Annotated in this window: 15 protein-coding genes and 1 pseudogene; 12 read left to right on the forward strand and 4 right to left on the reverse strand. The window is 39.4% G+C overall.

Annotation, left to right across the window (positions count from 1 at the left end):
* The first annotated feature begins 156 nt into the window (after window positions 1–156).
* Window positions 157–2,151 (forward strand): M3 family metallopeptidase, encoded by a 1,995-nt coding sequence (locus tag ORQ98_RS15535; RefSeq protein ID WP_274689724.1) that lies wholly within the window; start codon window positions 157–159, stop codon window positions 2,149–2,151.
* 238 nt (window positions 2,152–2,389) lie between these two features.
* Window positions 2,390–3,052: a hypothetical protein gene (locus ORQ98_RS15540; RefSeq protein WP_274689725.1), complete on the forward strand. Its 663-nt coding sequence runs from the start codon at window positions 2,390–2,392 to the stop codon at window positions 3,050–3,052.
* Between the two features lie 396 nt (window positions 3,053–3,448).
* Here ORQ98_RS15540 and ORQ98_RS15545 read toward each other — a convergent pair whose 3' ends face one another.
* Window positions 3,449–3,817 carry a MarR family transcriptional regulator gene (locus ORQ98_RS15545; RefSeq protein WP_274689726.1) on the reverse strand — a complete coding sequence of 123 codons (369 nt, stop codon included), beginning with the start codon at window positions 3,815–3,817 and terminating at the stop codon, window positions 3,449–3,451.
* Window positions 3,818–4,009: 192 nt separating this feature from the next.
* Here ORQ98_RS15545 and ORQ98_RS15550 point away from each other — a divergent pair, with 192 nt between their 5' ends.
* Complete coding sequence (locus tag ORQ98_RS15550) at window positions 4,010–4,825, forward strand: substrate-binding periplasmic protein (protein WP_274689727.1); 816 nt, start codon at window positions 4,010–4,012, stop codon at window positions 4,823–4,825.
* Here the strand turns inward: ORQ98_RS15550 and ORQ98_RS15555 are convergent.
* Window positions 4,817–5,878, reverse strand: a complete 1,062-nt coding sequence (locus tag ORQ98_RS15555; RefSeq protein WP_274689728.1) for a fatty acid desaturase family protein — start codon at window positions 5,876–5,878, stop codon at window positions 4,817–4,819. The two genes, ORQ98_RS15550 and ORQ98_RS15555, sit on opposite strands and share 9 nt — an antisense overlap.
* A 174-nt stretch (window positions 5,879–6,052) precedes the next feature.
* On the opposite strand from ORQ98_RS15555, the gene hflK reads away from it, so the two are divergent.
* From hflK to trhA, 5 genes and pseudogenes are all read left to right on the forward strand, one after another.
* Window positions 6,053–7,111, forward strand: coding sequence for an FtsH protease activity modulator HflK (gene hflK / locus ORQ98_RS15560; protein ID WP_180566916.1), 1,059 nt, complete (start codon window positions 6,053–6,055; stop codon window positions 7,109–7,111).
* On the forward strand, window positions 7,108–8,100 hold the full coding sequence (hflC, locus tag ORQ98_RS15565) for a protease modulator HflC (RefSeq protein ID WP_274689729.1): 993 nt from the start codon (window positions 7,108–7,110) through the stop codon (window positions 8,098–8,100). Before hflK ends, hflC begins: the two co-directional genes overlap by 4 nt.
* 101 nt (window positions 8,101–8,201) lie before the next feature.
* Window positions 8,202–8,510 (forward strand): annotated as a pseudogene (locus ORQ98_RS15570) (Na+/H+ antiporter NhaA); the annotation flags it as partial.
* A 100-nt stretch (window positions 8,511–8,610) separates the two neighbouring features.
* Entirely contained in the window at window positions 8,611–9,564 is a 954-nt protein-coding gene (locus ORQ98_RS15575) for a Na+/H+ antiporter NhaA (protein WP_274689808.1), read from the forward strand.
* A gap of 82 nt (window positions 9,565–9,646) precedes the next feature.
* Window positions 9,647–10,297, forward strand: coding sequence for a PAQR family membrane homeostasis protein TrhA (gene trhA / locus ORQ98_RS15580; protein WP_274689730.1), 651 nt, complete (start codon window positions 9,647–9,649; stop codon window positions 10,295–10,297).
* A gap of 122 nt (window positions 10,298–10,419) precedes the next feature.
* Here the strand turns inward: trhA and ORQ98_RS15585 are convergent, their stop codons facing one another.
* A complete protein-coding gene (locus ORQ98_RS15585; RefSeq protein ID WP_274689731.1) occupies window positions 10,420–10,707 on the reverse strand; it encodes a hypothetical protein in 288 nt (95 codons plus the stop codon).
* 244 nt (window positions 10,708–10,951) lie between these two features.
* On the opposite strand from ORQ98_RS15585, the gene ORQ98_RS15590 reads away from it, so the two are divergent.
* The 3 genes from ORQ98_RS15590 (at window position 10,952) to ORQ98_RS15600 (ending at window position 12,812) form a co-directional block, all read left to right on the forward strand.
* Window positions 10,952–11,272, forward strand: coding sequence for a hypothetical protein (locus tag ORQ98_RS15590; RefSeq protein WP_274689732.1), 321 nt, complete (start codon window positions 10,952–10,954; stop codon window positions 11,270–11,272).
* Window positions 11,273–11,431: 159 nt separating this feature from the next.
* Window positions 11,432–12,406, forward strand: coding sequence for an IS30 family transposase (locus ORQ98_RS15595; protein ID WP_274689733.1), 975 nt, complete (start codon window positions 11,432–11,434; stop codon window positions 12,404–12,406).
* Window positions 12,407–12,671: 265 nt separating this feature from the next.
* Window positions 12,672–12,812: a hypothetical protein gene (locus ORQ98_RS15600; RefSeq protein ID WP_274689734.1), complete on the forward strand. Its 141-nt coding sequence runs from the start codon at window positions 12,672–12,674 to the stop codon at window positions 12,810–12,812.
* A 73-nt stretch (window positions 12,813–12,885) separates the two neighbouring features.
* On the opposite strand, the gene ORQ98_RS15605 is transcribed toward ORQ98_RS15600, so the two are convergent.
* Complete coding sequence (locus ORQ98_RS15605; protein ID WP_274689735.1) at window positions 12,886–14,145, reverse strand: valine--pyruvate transaminase; 1,260 nt, start codon at window positions 14,143–14,145, stop codon at window positions 12,886–12,888.
* Between the two features lie 263 nt (window positions 14,146–14,408).
* On the opposite strand from ORQ98_RS15605, the gene ORQ98_RS15610 reads away from it, so the two are divergent.
* Complete coding sequence (locus tag ORQ98_RS15610) at window positions 14,409–15,278, forward strand: substrate-binding periplasmic protein (RefSeq protein ID WP_274689736.1); 870 nt, start codon at window positions 14,409–14,411, stop codon at window positions 15,276–15,278.
* The last annotated feature ends 8 nt before the right edge of the window (window positions 15,279–15,286 follow it).

Here is a 15,286-nt window from a genome sequence, read left to right on the forward strand (position 1 = left end):
AAACAAATAAAAATCCAGCCCCATATTTCAACAGCAAGGCTTTTAAAAGCGGCTAAAAAATCACCTTGAAAGGGCTGGTCAACAGTTGTATATATAGTTGACTGGTTGTAAATACAAATAGTATGGGAACTAACAGTAAATTATAGACTTATTATTATGAAAAAAACTGTAAAACTATCACTACCACTTTTACTGATGATGGGTTGTGCCAGCCTGTCGGCTGAAGAAACAGCGGAAGAAAATGCTGCACTTGAAGCGATTCAAACTTTTTGTAGTAGCAAACTAGCTGAAAATAGACGTTTATATAATCAATTGAAAGCCATTGAAGGCGAAAAAACAATTAGCAGTTTTTTAGTGCCATATAACCAGCTTGAAGTAAAAATGACGGATAGTTATGCACATGCTCAACTGTATGGTGCAACTCACCCCAATGCTGATGTAAGAAACTATGCAAATAATTGTGTAAAGGATTTTGCCAGCTTGTCAAATGAAATATCATTATCTCAAGAGGTTTATAATGCTTTATTAGCAGTAGATATTTCTACGGCAGATGATGAAACTAAACGCTATCATGCTATTTTAGTGAATAGATTTAAGCTGTCTGGGGTTGATAAAGATGCAGGCACAAGAGCAAGAATAAAAAATATATTAAAAGAAATCGCTGCTACAGGTTTACAATTTAATAAAAATATTCGTGAAGATGTAAAAGTTTTATTATTGGACTCAGTTGATCAGTTGCAAGGGCTACCTCAGGACTATATTGATAGTCATCAACCGGGCGATGATGGAAAAATTAGAGTCACAACCCAATACACTGACTATAAGCCATTTATGAGGTATGCGGAAAGTGATGACTTACGTAAACAGCTGTTTTTAAAATATAATCAGCGAGGATACCCTGCCAATGTTGCGGTATTAACGCAGTTGGTGCAAAAACGTCATGAGTTAGCTCAACTATTGGGTTATGAGAGTTTTGCTGAATATATCACCTCTGATAAGATGGCAGGCAATCCTACTCGGGTAACTAAGCTAGTTGAGGATGTTGCCAAATTAGCTAAACCGGGTAAAGAGAAAGACTATCAAAAAATGCTGGCGTTTCTGCAGAAAACGGATAGTGATGCAGAGAAAGTTAATCCATGGCAAGATACTTACTTAGCAGATAAAATAAAAACGACTGAGTTTAATTTAGACTCTAAACAAGTACGCGAATATTTTAGCTACCCCAAAGTACGTGATGGATTATTTAAAATAGTACAAGATTTATTTCAAGTGCGTATCCAGCGGAGAGAAGGGGTGGCCACTTGGCATGATTCTGTTGAAGCTTATGAAATGTATGATGGGGAAAAGTTAATTGGTCGCTTTTTCCTCGATATGCATCCGCGTGACGGTAAGTATAAGCATGCTGCTCAATTTCCTTATAAAACAGGTATAACAGGTCAGCAAGTGCCTGAAGCGGTGCTGGTTTGTAACTTCCCAAAGGATGGCAAAGCATTAATGCTGCATAGTCAAGTCAGAACATTTTTCCATGAGTTTGGTCACTTGATCCATACCTTATTTAGTGGTGAGCACCAATGGGCAGGTATTTCAGGTATCAAAACAGAAAGGGATTTTGCTGAAGCACCATCACAAATGCTGGAAGAGTGGATTTGGGATAAAGACGTATTACAAACGTTTGCTAAGAATGAGCAAGATGAAATCATTCCAGATACGCTTGTTGCTAAAATGAACCAGGCCAGAAGTTTTAAGCTTGGTATGGATACAATGCAACAGTTATATTATGGTGCTTTATCATTAAATTTATACAATCAAAACCCAGCAGACTACAATATTGCGCAGCTTAATCAGACGCTTGCGAATAAATATTCTCCTTACGGGTATATTGATGGTACTCACTTGTATACTTGGTTTGGCCATTTAAATGGGTATTCTGCAATGTATTATACCTACCAATGGTCTAAAGCAATTGCGGCTGACATGCTCACCAAGTTTAAGGCTGAGGGCTTAACTAACACGCAAGTGGCGGCAGAGTATAGAGAAAAAGTACTGAGTCAAGGTGGCGCTAAACCAGCGGCAAGGTTGGTTCAAGATTTCTTAGGAAGAGAATATAACTTTGAAGCCTATGCTAACCAATTAAACGCCTCTCAAGACTAATGTAGACTATTTTTTGTTGTCTACTTTATAGGTATTCTTTACTCACCGTGGTGGGCTTTTAGGGTTAGCGCTAAAAGTCCACCACACTCTACTTACAATCAATCCCCACTTTTAACATCGCTCACTTGGACTAAACTGCTAAGTTGGATAGTGTGCTGATGTTGTGTATCATGTCCGGTAATTCTATTAAAGCGCGTTACTCTGATTAAACTTTTTAGCTTTGCAGGATGGAAGTATTATGATGAAGCTTCACCGAGTTGCCGTGGGTTTGTTACTAGCAAGTGGTTTATTAGCTGCCAAGTTAGGGATTGCGCAAGCTAACACACAAGCCTCTCCTGCCATTAACGCAGAAACACTTCGGCCACTGTTAAATAGTGAAAGGATTACACTTAAATTTGGTAGCTATGGAATAAAGGTTGTTCAGAATGGTGAAAAAATAAGAGTTTCTAACCTATATAGTGAATCAGATAATAAACAGACAACCCGTACCTTAGCAGTGGTTGTATACCCAGAAATGGTTGCCCCAGCATTTAAACAGGAACATCAACAGATCGTGGCAGGTGGGTCGATTGGTGCTACTTTTAAAAAGAGTGGCTGGAAAATCAATAAACAGCATACTTACTTTGGTGAGATAGCGGCTTCACCAAAACTGAGCCAGCTTTACCAGTTAATGGGGGGGATCAAACCCACAGGCTTAGCCATGCATCTTTATCAACTAAATGTGAGTAAAGAGGGCAACCAATTTCATTATGCAACGATTGCAGAAGTACATCATCCAGCGTATTTGACTTCTAAAGATTTACAGGCAATTTACAAAGATCAGTATCAACAATTACAAAAGCAGAGTAATACAATCAACGTAATTCTTAATACTGTAAAAGAAAAATTAGCGAGTCTATAACTTGGGTATAGAGCGATATTTAGTGTGAGTTATGGTAAAGCCAGCATATTGCTGGCTTTTTTGAATGTTATTTAGCGACATAATTAACTCTTATTTACTTTGATGAGAAATACTTAGCCAGTATAAATTGTATTATGTATAGTGTTTTGCAATGTGTGATTTTATAGACACTACTTTATTGGTTCATGCTCAGGACAGTCTATTCTGAAATCACTAATCGCTAAGGGGCTGTTTAATAGATGACAGTAAGCGCCTTGTTTATTTTTTTCAAAGTGCTGGCAAGTCATGCACATGCGGGTGGGGATCATGCCTTGCGCTTGAAAGCAGGCAATTAATTGGATAAGCACTTGCCAAGTGGTTTGCTGCTCAGCTTGGGTTAAAGTGGCTAAAACCGGTTCAAACAGCTGAGTTAATTGCTGTAGCTGAAATAGTGTCGCTACCTTTAGGGGTAATCCCTAAGGAAAAAGTGCGTGGATCTGCTTTTGCCTGTTTGGTGAGGTAGCCTTTTTCAACTAGGACTCGGATTGAATCACTAACAGTGGCTTTAGTAACGACAAATTCTTCAGCCAAGCGGGTCACTGTACATAAGTGTTCCCGATGGCTGGCAATAAACAACAAAAGTTGTGTTTGTAATGGGGTTAGCTTGTTAGCTTTTGCCTGTTGCTGAATAACGGCCCGAAACACAGTAGATAAGCGCTCAAGCCCTGCAATAATTTTGGCATTGAGGTTGGTCGCTTGTTCATGTGGATCAAAGGCATTATGCATTTAACGGCATCCATCAGGTGGCGAGGGAGTCTTGCAAGTACGCTTTTAGATCATTGTGATCTAAAAGCACGGGTAAAAATTATTAGCGATGTCTTTAATTACTTGGTATGTCTGATTAATTGCGAAAGTTTGAGATGGGAATAAGAGCCATCTAAGCTGTTGGGAACCACTGCAATTCATTGAGAGCAATGAATGAGTCAACTTAGGCAACTGAAAAAATTTTGGTTTGGCATGTTAAAGCTCGTTGTAGCTTGTTTATTTTTTAAAAACACCAACGGTTTAGCCGAAACAATCAGTGTGGCTGTTGCTGACTGGCCTCCCCATTACTATAAAGAAAAACCAACTTATGGGGGGCACGCTCAACCGGTCATTAGGCTGATTGAGCTGGCTGGGTTTAAGGTGAAATTTGTTTGGTATGATGATTGGAAGGCAGCGTTTAATACAGTCAAAGCGGGTAGGCATCACGCTACGCCTTCTTGGCGTTGTACGGCGGAACGAGCAGCCTTTTTTTACTATACCGCCCCCAACCTTTATGACCCATATGTCTTCTTTCATCTAATTGACACGCCTTTTACTTGGGAATCACTAGCCCAGTTAAAAGAGTGGGAACCGATAGGTGTGACGGCAGGTTATGATTATGGAAAAAACTTTAATAAAGCAGTAGGGCAATATCAAATACAATTACATCATGTCAGGGTTGATAAATTAATGTTGAAGCTGCTATTAAAAGAAAGAATTAAGCTTGGGCTATTTAGTCGTGATAATGGTTTGTTTTTAATGAAAAGCCAGTTATCTCGCGAGCAACAGCAATACATTACCTATCACCCAAAACCTGTCGTTAATGCCATTTATCATATAATTTTTTCAAAAAAGAACCGAGATAATAGTAGGATAGTTGATAAAATTAACCAGCAAATAAAAAAGAACTCAACAATGTTCGAACCTGGTTTGCAGGAAATTCAGAATAATTGGCAAGGTTGTATAAAAGGTGCTCTGAATTTACACTGATGAAAATTTCTTTGCTTCGCGATAAGTTACCATGTGTTGTAGTTCTTCATCCCACAAACTGGATTTAAAACAATTAATAACATCTCGTAATGCAAGTGTAGTAGTTACTGGTGATTGTAGTTCAGGAATTGCAGCCATCGCTTCAGGTAATCGATAAAATGGGATGTGCACATTAAGGTGATGAATATGGTGATAGCCAATATTTCCTGTAAACCATTGCATGACCTTGTTAAGTCGCATATAACTTGATGATTCCAAAGCAGCCCGGTAAAACGTCCAAGCTTCTGGTGAAATAATATTCATACGTTTAAAGCTATGCTGTGCAAAAAAAAGATATGATCCCAGTGCGCAAGCAATAGTCATCGGTAATAAAACAACAAAAAATGCCATATCAGCACCGCCAAATACCCATAACACAGTAATCAGGCCACCATGAGCAATAATTGATAACAGGGAATCCCAATGTTTTAATGGGTTAAGAAATAACGGCAATAAACAAATGCTAAATGCAAAAATCGTCAAGTAGCCAAACATAACCGTGAATGGGTGGCGTTCTATACGGTAACGAGCACGTTCAATAAATGAAGCGGCATGCCACATTTTTGTCGTGATCACTGGAAACGTGCCAATGCTTACAGCACTAAACTTACCCACATGGCCATGATGAAAATTGTGGCTTTCTTTCCAGGAACTGGGAGGTGTCAGTGCAAAAGCCGCATATATGTGAAATATTATCCAAGCAGCTCGTGAGTTTTGAAGGATTGAACCATGCATGTAGTCATGATAGGTAATGAAGGTTCGCACCATTAACATGGCGCCCAATATTGACAGCATTAATTGCAGTGGCCACCAAGGAGCTGCACCAGCGAAAGCTAATACAATAATCATCAAGCTTAATGTCACCCCTACATGCCACCAGCTTTTCACTCTTGACTCTTTAGCAAAAGGCACGGTTGCTGCTATTAAATCACGTCCTACACGAATGTCTGCACTGTGTTCAGGTAGCTCAAAGGTGTCACTTGAATTGGTGATATTTGACGACGTTTGAATCATTATTATCCCCTCCATTCAGCGGTGTAATCATCCTTTATTAACTTTTTTCGCTAGGATTGTTTCTAATTAAAGTGCATACACTATTCTATTAAGATAGAAAGTAGTTTAGTTTGTTGAAAGTGTTCAGAGTCACTACAAAAAGATTCCTTCCTCAACAAGTAGGTCAATACAGCGATGGCATCAAACAATGGCGGAAGCGACACAGGTGACCCTTGGCAAAATAAAGGCCACACTCATACTAATAAACTCATCCAACACAGGCAGAACTGGACCCGTCAGTTGATAGCAAATGGTGTTCCCTATGGCGCTATCATCTTAGCTGTCATTGGGCTTGTAGGACTGGTTATTTGGACAGCCTATTATACCGTGCCAAGCGACTCTGTTGCTGTTGTCCAGCGGTTTGGTCAGTATTTAAAAAATGTACCGCCTGGATTGCATTTTAAACTACCGATGGGTATCGACAAGGCAACAATTGTTCCCGTTAAACGGCAGTTGAAGCAGGAATTTGGTTTTACAACGCCCGGTGCTAATGACCCATACCAGAGCCCTCGTCCTAATGAGGAAAAGCGAGAAACGCAGATGGTAACAGGTGATCTGAACGCTGCGTTAGTGGAATGGGTTGTTCAGTATCGCATCTCTGATCCAGTTAAATTCTTATTTGAAGTGCGTGAGCCAAGTGAAACGCTTCGATATGTTTCTGAGTCGGTTATGCGCGAAGTGGTTGGTGATCGCACCGTCGATGAAGTTATTACTATTGGTCGACAGGAAATCGAAATAGAAGCATTAACTAAGATGCAAGCATTATCAACTAAGTATGTAATGGGCATTAGTATTGACCAAGTTCAGTTGAAAAATATCAATCCTCCCCAAGCGGTACAGGAGTCATTTAATGAGGTCAATCAGGCTCAACAAGAAAAAGAAAAACTTATTAATGAAGCACGACGAGATTACAATAAGGTCATTCCTCTAGCTGAGGGGGAGAAAGACCAACGAATTCGTGAGGCTGATGGATATCGACTTAAACGGATTAATGAGGCTAAAGGTGATGTAGCTCGATTCAATGCGTTGTTAGCGGAATACCTTAAAGCGCCGGAAGTGACGCAACGTCGTATCTATATTGAAACCATGCAGGAAATCATGCCAAGTATCCGCTCTAAAATTATTATGGATGAGCAAGCAAAGAATATTTTGCCACTATTAAATCTTAATGCTTATAAGAGAAGTCAACCATGAATGGTTTTAAGCAGCTTGTATTTTTAGCGATCTTTTTTATTGTTATTTATGTGGTAAAGAGTTCTATTTACACTGTGAGCGAAGTTGAGCAAGTGATTATCACCCAGTTTGGCAAACCAGTAGGCTTACCTGTAACCGATGCTGGACTCAAGTTTAAGCTTCCTTTTATTCAAGATGTCAATCCGATTGATAAACGAGTACTGGAGTGGGATGGAACACCATCAGATATGCCAACCAAAGATAAGCTTTATATTTCAGTTGACCTATATGCTCGATGGCGAATTACTGCCCCCTTACAGTATTTTTTGCGGCTACGCGATGAACGCAGTGCCCAATCCCGTTTGGATGATATATTAGGCAGTGAAACACGAAACGCTGTGGCAAAGCATGAATTAATTGAGATTATTCGTACCACCAAAAATCGCGAACCACTACGTGATGAATTGCTGACTGAAACAGAGCGGGAACAGAAATTAGGTGCGTTGGTGCCAATCCACAAAGGTCGGAAATTAGTTGAAGAGGAAATTTTTAAAGCCGCTGCTGAAAAAGTACATGTATTTGGTATTGAACTGCTCGATATACGGTTTAAACGAATTAATTATAATGCTAGTGTACGCCCCAAAATTTATGACCGAATGATAAGTGAGCGCCGTCAAATTGCTGAACGCTTTCTATCAGAAGGCAATGGTGAAGCAGCTAGAATCCGTGGTAATCGCGTACGTGATCTGAACAAAATCCAATCTGAAGCCTATCACCAAGTTGAACAAATTCGTGGATTAGCTGATGCCAAAGCAACTGAAATTTATTCAAGTGCGTATAACCGGAGCCCTGAAGCTATTGCTTTTTACGAATTTACGCGCACGATGCAATCCTATAAGTCTATTATTGCCAAAAATACAACCCTCGTTTTATCCACTGACAGTGATCTATTCAAGTTTCTAAAAGGTATGAGTCCTGATAATAACGTAAGTGCAAACATTAAAGAATAATACTGTACCGAATAAAAGTATTAGAGGTGCCCTTAAGAGAGTCTTTTAATTTACTTTTATCTTGAAGTTATTTTTTCGAATGATTGTCTGATATAAAAAATATGAAAAGCGATAACCAGTTTAATGATAGAGGGCATCCAACTCAACTTCCCAAAGAACTCATTGACTGGTTAGCCAGGCCCGTAAAGCGGTTTTTGCGCATTGAAGCAGCTGTGGGCTGGATACTTTTATTATTTACCATTGTGGCACTCGTACTCTCCAATTCTTCTTGGAGCCATATTTTTATGGCTATATGGGAAATTCCGATAGGTATTTATATTGGTTCGCTAGAATTCAGTCGCTCACTACGTGAATGGATCAATGAAGCATTAATGACCTTGTTTTTTTTCCTTATTGCTCTAGAACTTAAACGGGAGATGGTGCTTGGTGAGCTACGGAACCCACGTATGGCAGCCTTACCAATTGCGGCGGCTCTGGGGGGGTATGCTAGTACCAGCTACCATTTATTTAATGCTGCAACTGGGTCAGCCAGGGCAGAATGGCTGGGGTACCGTGATGGCAACGGATACTGCGTTTGTTATTGGGTGTCTGGCATTACTAGGGTCTCGCATTCCCCAGAGTTTACGAATATTTATGCTGTCAGTAGCCATTGTTGATGATATTGGCGCTATCTTAGTTGTAAGCATTGGTTATGGTAGTCGCATTCATTGGGAAATCCTTGCCTTATCTGCTATCGGCGTTGTTATTGTAAGAGTCATGGCATTGCTTGGTATTCGAAGTATAACTCTCTATTTTCTAATAGGGGGGATAATTTGGCTCATAATTGACGCATCCGGAGTGCATGCAACAATTACTGGTATCATCCTTGGCTTGATGACACCAACCGTTAAATGGGTAACTGACAAACATCTACATACCATATTAGACAGTGTGGGAGTGATGCCAGAAGCTAATCACAAAAAAAACGCTACGACTCATCGAATGGCATTACGAACAGCTGAGGCTGCAGCACGTGAAGCACTGTCACCAGTCGAGCGATTGGAAACGTTGTTACACCCATGGGTTGGATTCGTTATTATGCCACTTTTTGCTTTTGCTAATGCTGGAGTATTAATCAATATCACAGATTTTGGAAACTCCATTACCATAGCTGTTTTTTTGGGGTTTACACTAGGTAAACCGATTGGAGTATTTATCTTCAGTTGGATAGCAGTATTAACAGGTATAGCTTTACGCCCAGCAAACTTAAGTTGGTTATTGTTACTGGCGGGAGGTTTTTTGGCAGGCATTGGTTTTACAATGGCGCTATTTATTGCCAATTTAGCTTTTAGCCCAACCCTAATTAATTCTGCCAAACTAGGGATTTTTTCAGCCTCATTATTTTCTGCAATATTAGGAATCTCACTGTTGAGCTTATGGGCTGTTTTTGGAAAAAATAAACTAAATAATTCAATGGATTACTAATTTAGTAAGGTTTTAACTTAACATAGTACCATGCCCACCTTCCTTAATTGCCCATTGATTAGATCGATTAGGTGCTATCTGCATGTTCTTTACAACCTCCAGTCGTCCACAATCTCAAGGAGAAGAAATTGCAAACAGCATCAGTCATGGAATCGGTTTGATTGCGGCATTGATTGGAACCCCATTTCTTATTTTCCATTCAGTAGAATATGGCGATGCTAGTATTATTGTTGGTGTCAGCATCTTTCTTTCGACAGTTATACTACTTTACCTATCATCTACACTTTATCATTCACTGCCCATGGGTAAGGCTAAGCGCGTTTTTCGGCTTATCGAACACTCAGCCATCTTTCTTCTTATTGCAGGCACATACACGCCTTTTGTCCTTGGTATACTACGTGGCACATGGGGGTGGACGCTATTCGGAGTCATTTGGGGACTTGCTGTAGTAGGAGTAGTCCTTAAGATATTGGAGAAAGCTCCTCATCCTATTATTTTTACAAGTCTTTATTTATTGATGGGGTGGATTATTGTTATCGCCCTTGATCCTTTGCTTGATACAATGACACCTACTGGTTTATTTTGGCTGATTGCTGGGGGCTTGTGCTATACAGTAGGAGTCATTTTTTTTGCCACAGACTCGCGCCTAAAGTATGGCCACTTCATCTGGCATTTGTTTGTTTTAGCAGGTACCACATGCCATTATTTCTCAGTACTTGGGTATATAATCTAATAAGCAAATTTATGCTTGTTCAACTGTTTTAAATCAGATGGAATAGCAAATAGGAGTAACTTGGTTAAGAAGCTATAAGCTTTAACTACTAATTAAAAGGAGTATGTTGCGAGATAAAAGTTCTATTTATCATTGTCCAATTTTTCCATTTCTTCTTTAATCCAGTGGTAAACCTTTGATTGAGATACGTTGTTAGCATGAAAGTTTCTATTGATTAGTTTTTCAATCACTAAAGCATCATCTTTTGAGTAGTTTTCTGATTTGGCAATCTTATTGATCAGGCTTAAGACTTCATAACCTTCATGTTTATTAAATAAATTCACACCTAAACTTCCTTTTAGTCTAGAATCGTTGGATTTTGTTTTCCAATGATATATATACTTTAACTCTCTTTTATTGATTACTGACATGATAATTCCTTTTTTATTGCTTTAAAATCCAAAAATTGACGGGGAAAAGTCAATTCATTTAATTAAGTATATACTAACAAATGAACTTTTACCCATTAATTTAGACTAATGTACGTAGTCTAAGCAGAATGAATTATGTAAAGCAGCCTCAAGTGTAAATGTAGATAAATACAATTATTGAGAGGTACCCTTTAGTTAAGAGCTTTCAATCGCCTGGTGAGAATTATATATGGAGCTACAGCCAATGAAAAAACTACAAAATAATGATGTGAAAGCTGTTCTTAACTTTTTAAATAGTTACTTTGTTACTCAAATAGAAGAAAAAAGAGTAGGGAAGTTGAATAGTGCAGAAAGTATGGCATGTGCAAGTATTTTGTTGGATATGAGTATGTACTTACTTGAGATATCTGAAGATACCGAAAATCACCACACAGCATTATGTTGGCTAAACAGGAAACTTTTGGCTGAAATTAGCGAACATATACAATACCAAGATCACTATCCTAATCGTTTATTAATAAATAATATCAAGTCGTTGCAAATGGGGATTGATGGGAGCAAGTAAATAGATAAAAGGCTGTTCTTTAATAGGTTCGACATATTTATAGGCTTTTTACATGATAGGCGGATTCAACTAATAAGTGCAACTCAACAACATCGCGGATGAGAGGGGCTATCTGCTATACTAGGCCGCTTCTCTTTTCCGCCAAGATTGGAGTTGCTAATGGCCGAGACCTACAAGCAGATAACCCTAGAAGAACGATATCAAATTTCAGCTTATTTGGCAGCAGGTTTTAGCCGCTCAGCTATCGCTGAACAGCTAGGACGCAGTAAAAGTAGTATTTCCAGAGAGATAAATCGTAACAAAGGCTTACGAGGTTATCGCCCCAAACAAGCCCATGAAAAAGCAATGGAACGCCGTCAGATGGCTTTTAAAGCAGTTAAAATGACACCAGAGCTTATCCATTTAATTGAAACAAAAATTCGCGAAGAGTGGAGCCCGGAGCAAGTATCAGGTTGGCTATTGGATGAGCATAATCTACAGCTGAGCCATGAGAGGATTTATCTGCATATATGGGACGAGAAGGCTCAGGGTGGAGATCTGTATAAACACCTGAGACGGCAAGGTAAAAAATACACCAAACGTTGCCATAGTAAAAATAGTCGAGGCCAAATCAAAAACCGGATAAGTATTGATGAAAGACCTGCGATAGTGGATGCTAAAACCCGTGTGGGTGACTGGGAAATTGACACTGTGATTGGTAAAGGGCATCAGGGGGTATTGGTTACTCTTGTTGAAAGAAAAACACTTTACACACTGGTTGCTCAAGTAGAAAGTAAGCAAGCAACCGTTGTAATAAAAGCGGCAATTGACCTGTTAATGCCATTTAAAGAACGTGTACATACGATAACAGCAGATAATGGAAAAGAGTTTGCGTTCCATGAAGAAATAGCTAAACAGCTACAGACCAAAGTGTATTTTGCTCATCCTTACCACTCATGGGAGCGGGGTGTAAACGAGAATACTAACGGTTTACTAAGGCAATATTTTCCGAAGAATACTAATTTAAAAAATATTACCCAAAAACAAATTGACGCGGTGGTTTATAAGCTTAACAATAGACCCCGTAAAACACTTGGATATAAAACACCTGAAGAGATGATAAATCGATCTCTTGCCAGGACATCGCATCAGTAGGGAAATTAAAAGGCGGAGTTGCACTTATTAGTTGAATCCGCCATATTTCTAATACGTTGGGTGACTTTAGAATAAATGATGCTTTCCATACTTAAAACTATTATATTATCAGGTGAATTATTTCTCAGTGTAACAACATTTTCTGAAACCATTGAGTTGGTAGATGGAACTATAATTTTTGGATATGTTAATTCACTCAATGGTGAGGTTTATTTAATGAATACGCCTAGCTTAGGGCAATTGCGGATAGAACAAAGGAAGTAAGGTGTGCTCAATCCGCAAAGGAAAAGTTATCTCTAGTACAGGAAATGATTTATCCAATTCTATTGTTAATATTCCTAAAGCAATGACCGCTATTCAAACATTACAGAATGACCCTCAGATGAAAGCTATACTTGCTGATTAGGAGCTTATGCGGCTGATTAGCAGGGGTGATCTCAATGCACTGCAAAGCAACCTTATTTTATGCCTAAAAATATTTAACCTTCCTGATAGGCTTTTTTCACTTCCTCGGCAATAATCTTCAAACCGTTAGCAACTTTTTCATCATCTTGTGAATAAGTAATGCGAATACACTCTTGTTGATGGCGCCAGTCATTATCATTGATACCTGGGAAAAAATAATGGCCTGATACCACAATAACCCCTTTATCTTTTAATCGTTCGTAAAGTTCTAGGCTGGTGATAGGGAGGTCTTTAAACCATAACCATAAAAACATAGCACCTTCGGGTTTATGGATATAGTAGTCGTAACCATCAAGAGCCTGGTGGATAGTATTTACCGCTTTTTCAACTTTCGTTTGATAAAACGGTTTAATAATTTCATTACTCATGGTCAAAATGCTGCTGTCTTTGACCATATCCATGGTTAATAAACTGCCAGTACTGTTAGTAGCTAAGCTCAAAATAGCATTGATTTTAGTGACTGATTCGATTACCGATTCATTGGCAATCACGATACCGGTTCGACAAGCGGGTAAGCCAAGTTTCGATAGGCTTAAGCACAGAATAATATTGTCATTCCAATAAGGGGTAGCTTCGGTAAAAATCAGGTTAGGGAAGGGGGTACCGTAAGCGCCATCAATAAATAAGGGAATGTCGTGTTGCTTGGCTAGTTTATCCAGATGCTCTATTTCTTGATCGGTTAATACATTACCTGTCGGGTTGGTAGGGCGTGATACACAAATAGCACCAGTGTTGTCAGTAACCTGTAAATTAGTAAAGTCGACATGGTATTTGAAGGTATGCTGGTCGATTAACTCAATGGAAGGGCGGTTAGCTGTAAAAAAATGCTCGCTTAAACCCGCATCAGCATAACCGATATACTCGGGTGCTAAAGGAAACAAAATTTGCTTTTGGCTGCCGTCCTGATACTGACCAGCAAACATATTAAATAACATAAAAAAGGCAGATTGGCTGCCGTTGGTCAAGGCAATGTTGCGGGTGGTTAAGCCCCAGCCAAACTGGCTGTTTAACAACTTAACCAGAGCATCAATAAATTCTTTCTCGCCTTGAGGAGGATCATAGGTGCCGATGAATCGGACAAATTCGCTATGATTATCAACAATCCGACGTAGCCGGGCTTTAAACACTTCCTCTACCTCAGGGATATGGGCAGGATTGCCGCCCCCCATCATTATCAAGGGCTGATCACTGGCAAGGGCATTGCCTAAGTCACTCATTAAAGATTGAATGCCCGTTTGGCCGGTAAATTTTTCTCCAAAATTGGATAGTTTCATTGCTTCCTCGAATAGTAGAGTTGTCTATCCTGCTATGTCGCTAATATACACTAGATGGCTTGGGTTTATACGTTTATACCGCTTATGTCGTTACCAGGCCCTAGTGTAGTCAGTATATCAGAAGTATTAACAAGTGAAATATCAGGTGTAGAGCAGTTAAAAAATGAAAACTACGCTATAGTCAAAGCGAATGGTTTTTAGGGGCGGCCGTCAAGCGATGAAGCCCTATGAGTTTATGTTTTTATAAATGAATAGGGTGAAGAGTGACGACAACAAACCCTAAAAATCATTCGAGAAGAGTATATATTCAGCTATGTGTAAGACGGGCGAGTAGTGGTTTCACTGATATGCAACAGTTAATATGCCGTTTGCTTGCTTTTTTAAACGTAATAATAAGTACCATGCTAATCATCAGTCGACCTGGGCTGGCTGAGAAAATTCGTTTATCTGTAGCAGACTGGCCACCTTACTATTATAAGACGCATCCTGCCGATGGTGAGCATGCCAAGATAATTAATCAATTATTCAAGCAGGTTGGATTAGAGGTTGAATATGTTTGGTATGATGACTGGAAAGCAGCCTTTAATACTGCAAAAGCAGGAAGACATCATGGTACGCCCTCCTGGCGGTGTAACTCAGAACGGGCAAAATATTTTAGTTTTACGTTGCCTATTTTTAATGACCCCTATGTTTTTTTTCATTTAGCTGATACGCCCTTTAATTGGGATCGTTATTCCCAATTGAAAGCCTGGGAGCCGATAGGGGTGACTGCCAGCTATTTTTATGGTGATGACTTTCATCAAGTGGTTGCTCAAGACCGTATTTACCTCCATCAAGTCAGAATTGATGTATTGATGTTCCGGCTGCTGCTCAGGGGACGCATTCAGCTAGCATTAATGACCCGAGATAATGGTCAGTCATTGATGAGGAGAGCCTTAACTCAGCAGCAACAAGCAAAAATCACTTATCATCCTACGCCTGTAACATACTCAATCAGTCATATTCTATTTTCAAAGCAATGGCTGGGTTACCAGGAACTAGTAGAATCAATTAACCAGCAGATTACTCAAAGTAAAGACTTATTTCCTGAAGATATTCAGGCGATTCAGCAGCAGTGGCAAGGGTGCAAGTAGCACCCTGA

Origin of the sequence: Spartinivicinus poritis, from assembly GCF_028858535.1 — a bacterium.
Classification (GTDB): domain Bacteria; phylum Pseudomonadota; class Gammaproteobacteria; order Pseudomonadales; family Zooshikellaceae; genus Spartinivicinus; species Spartinivicinus poritis.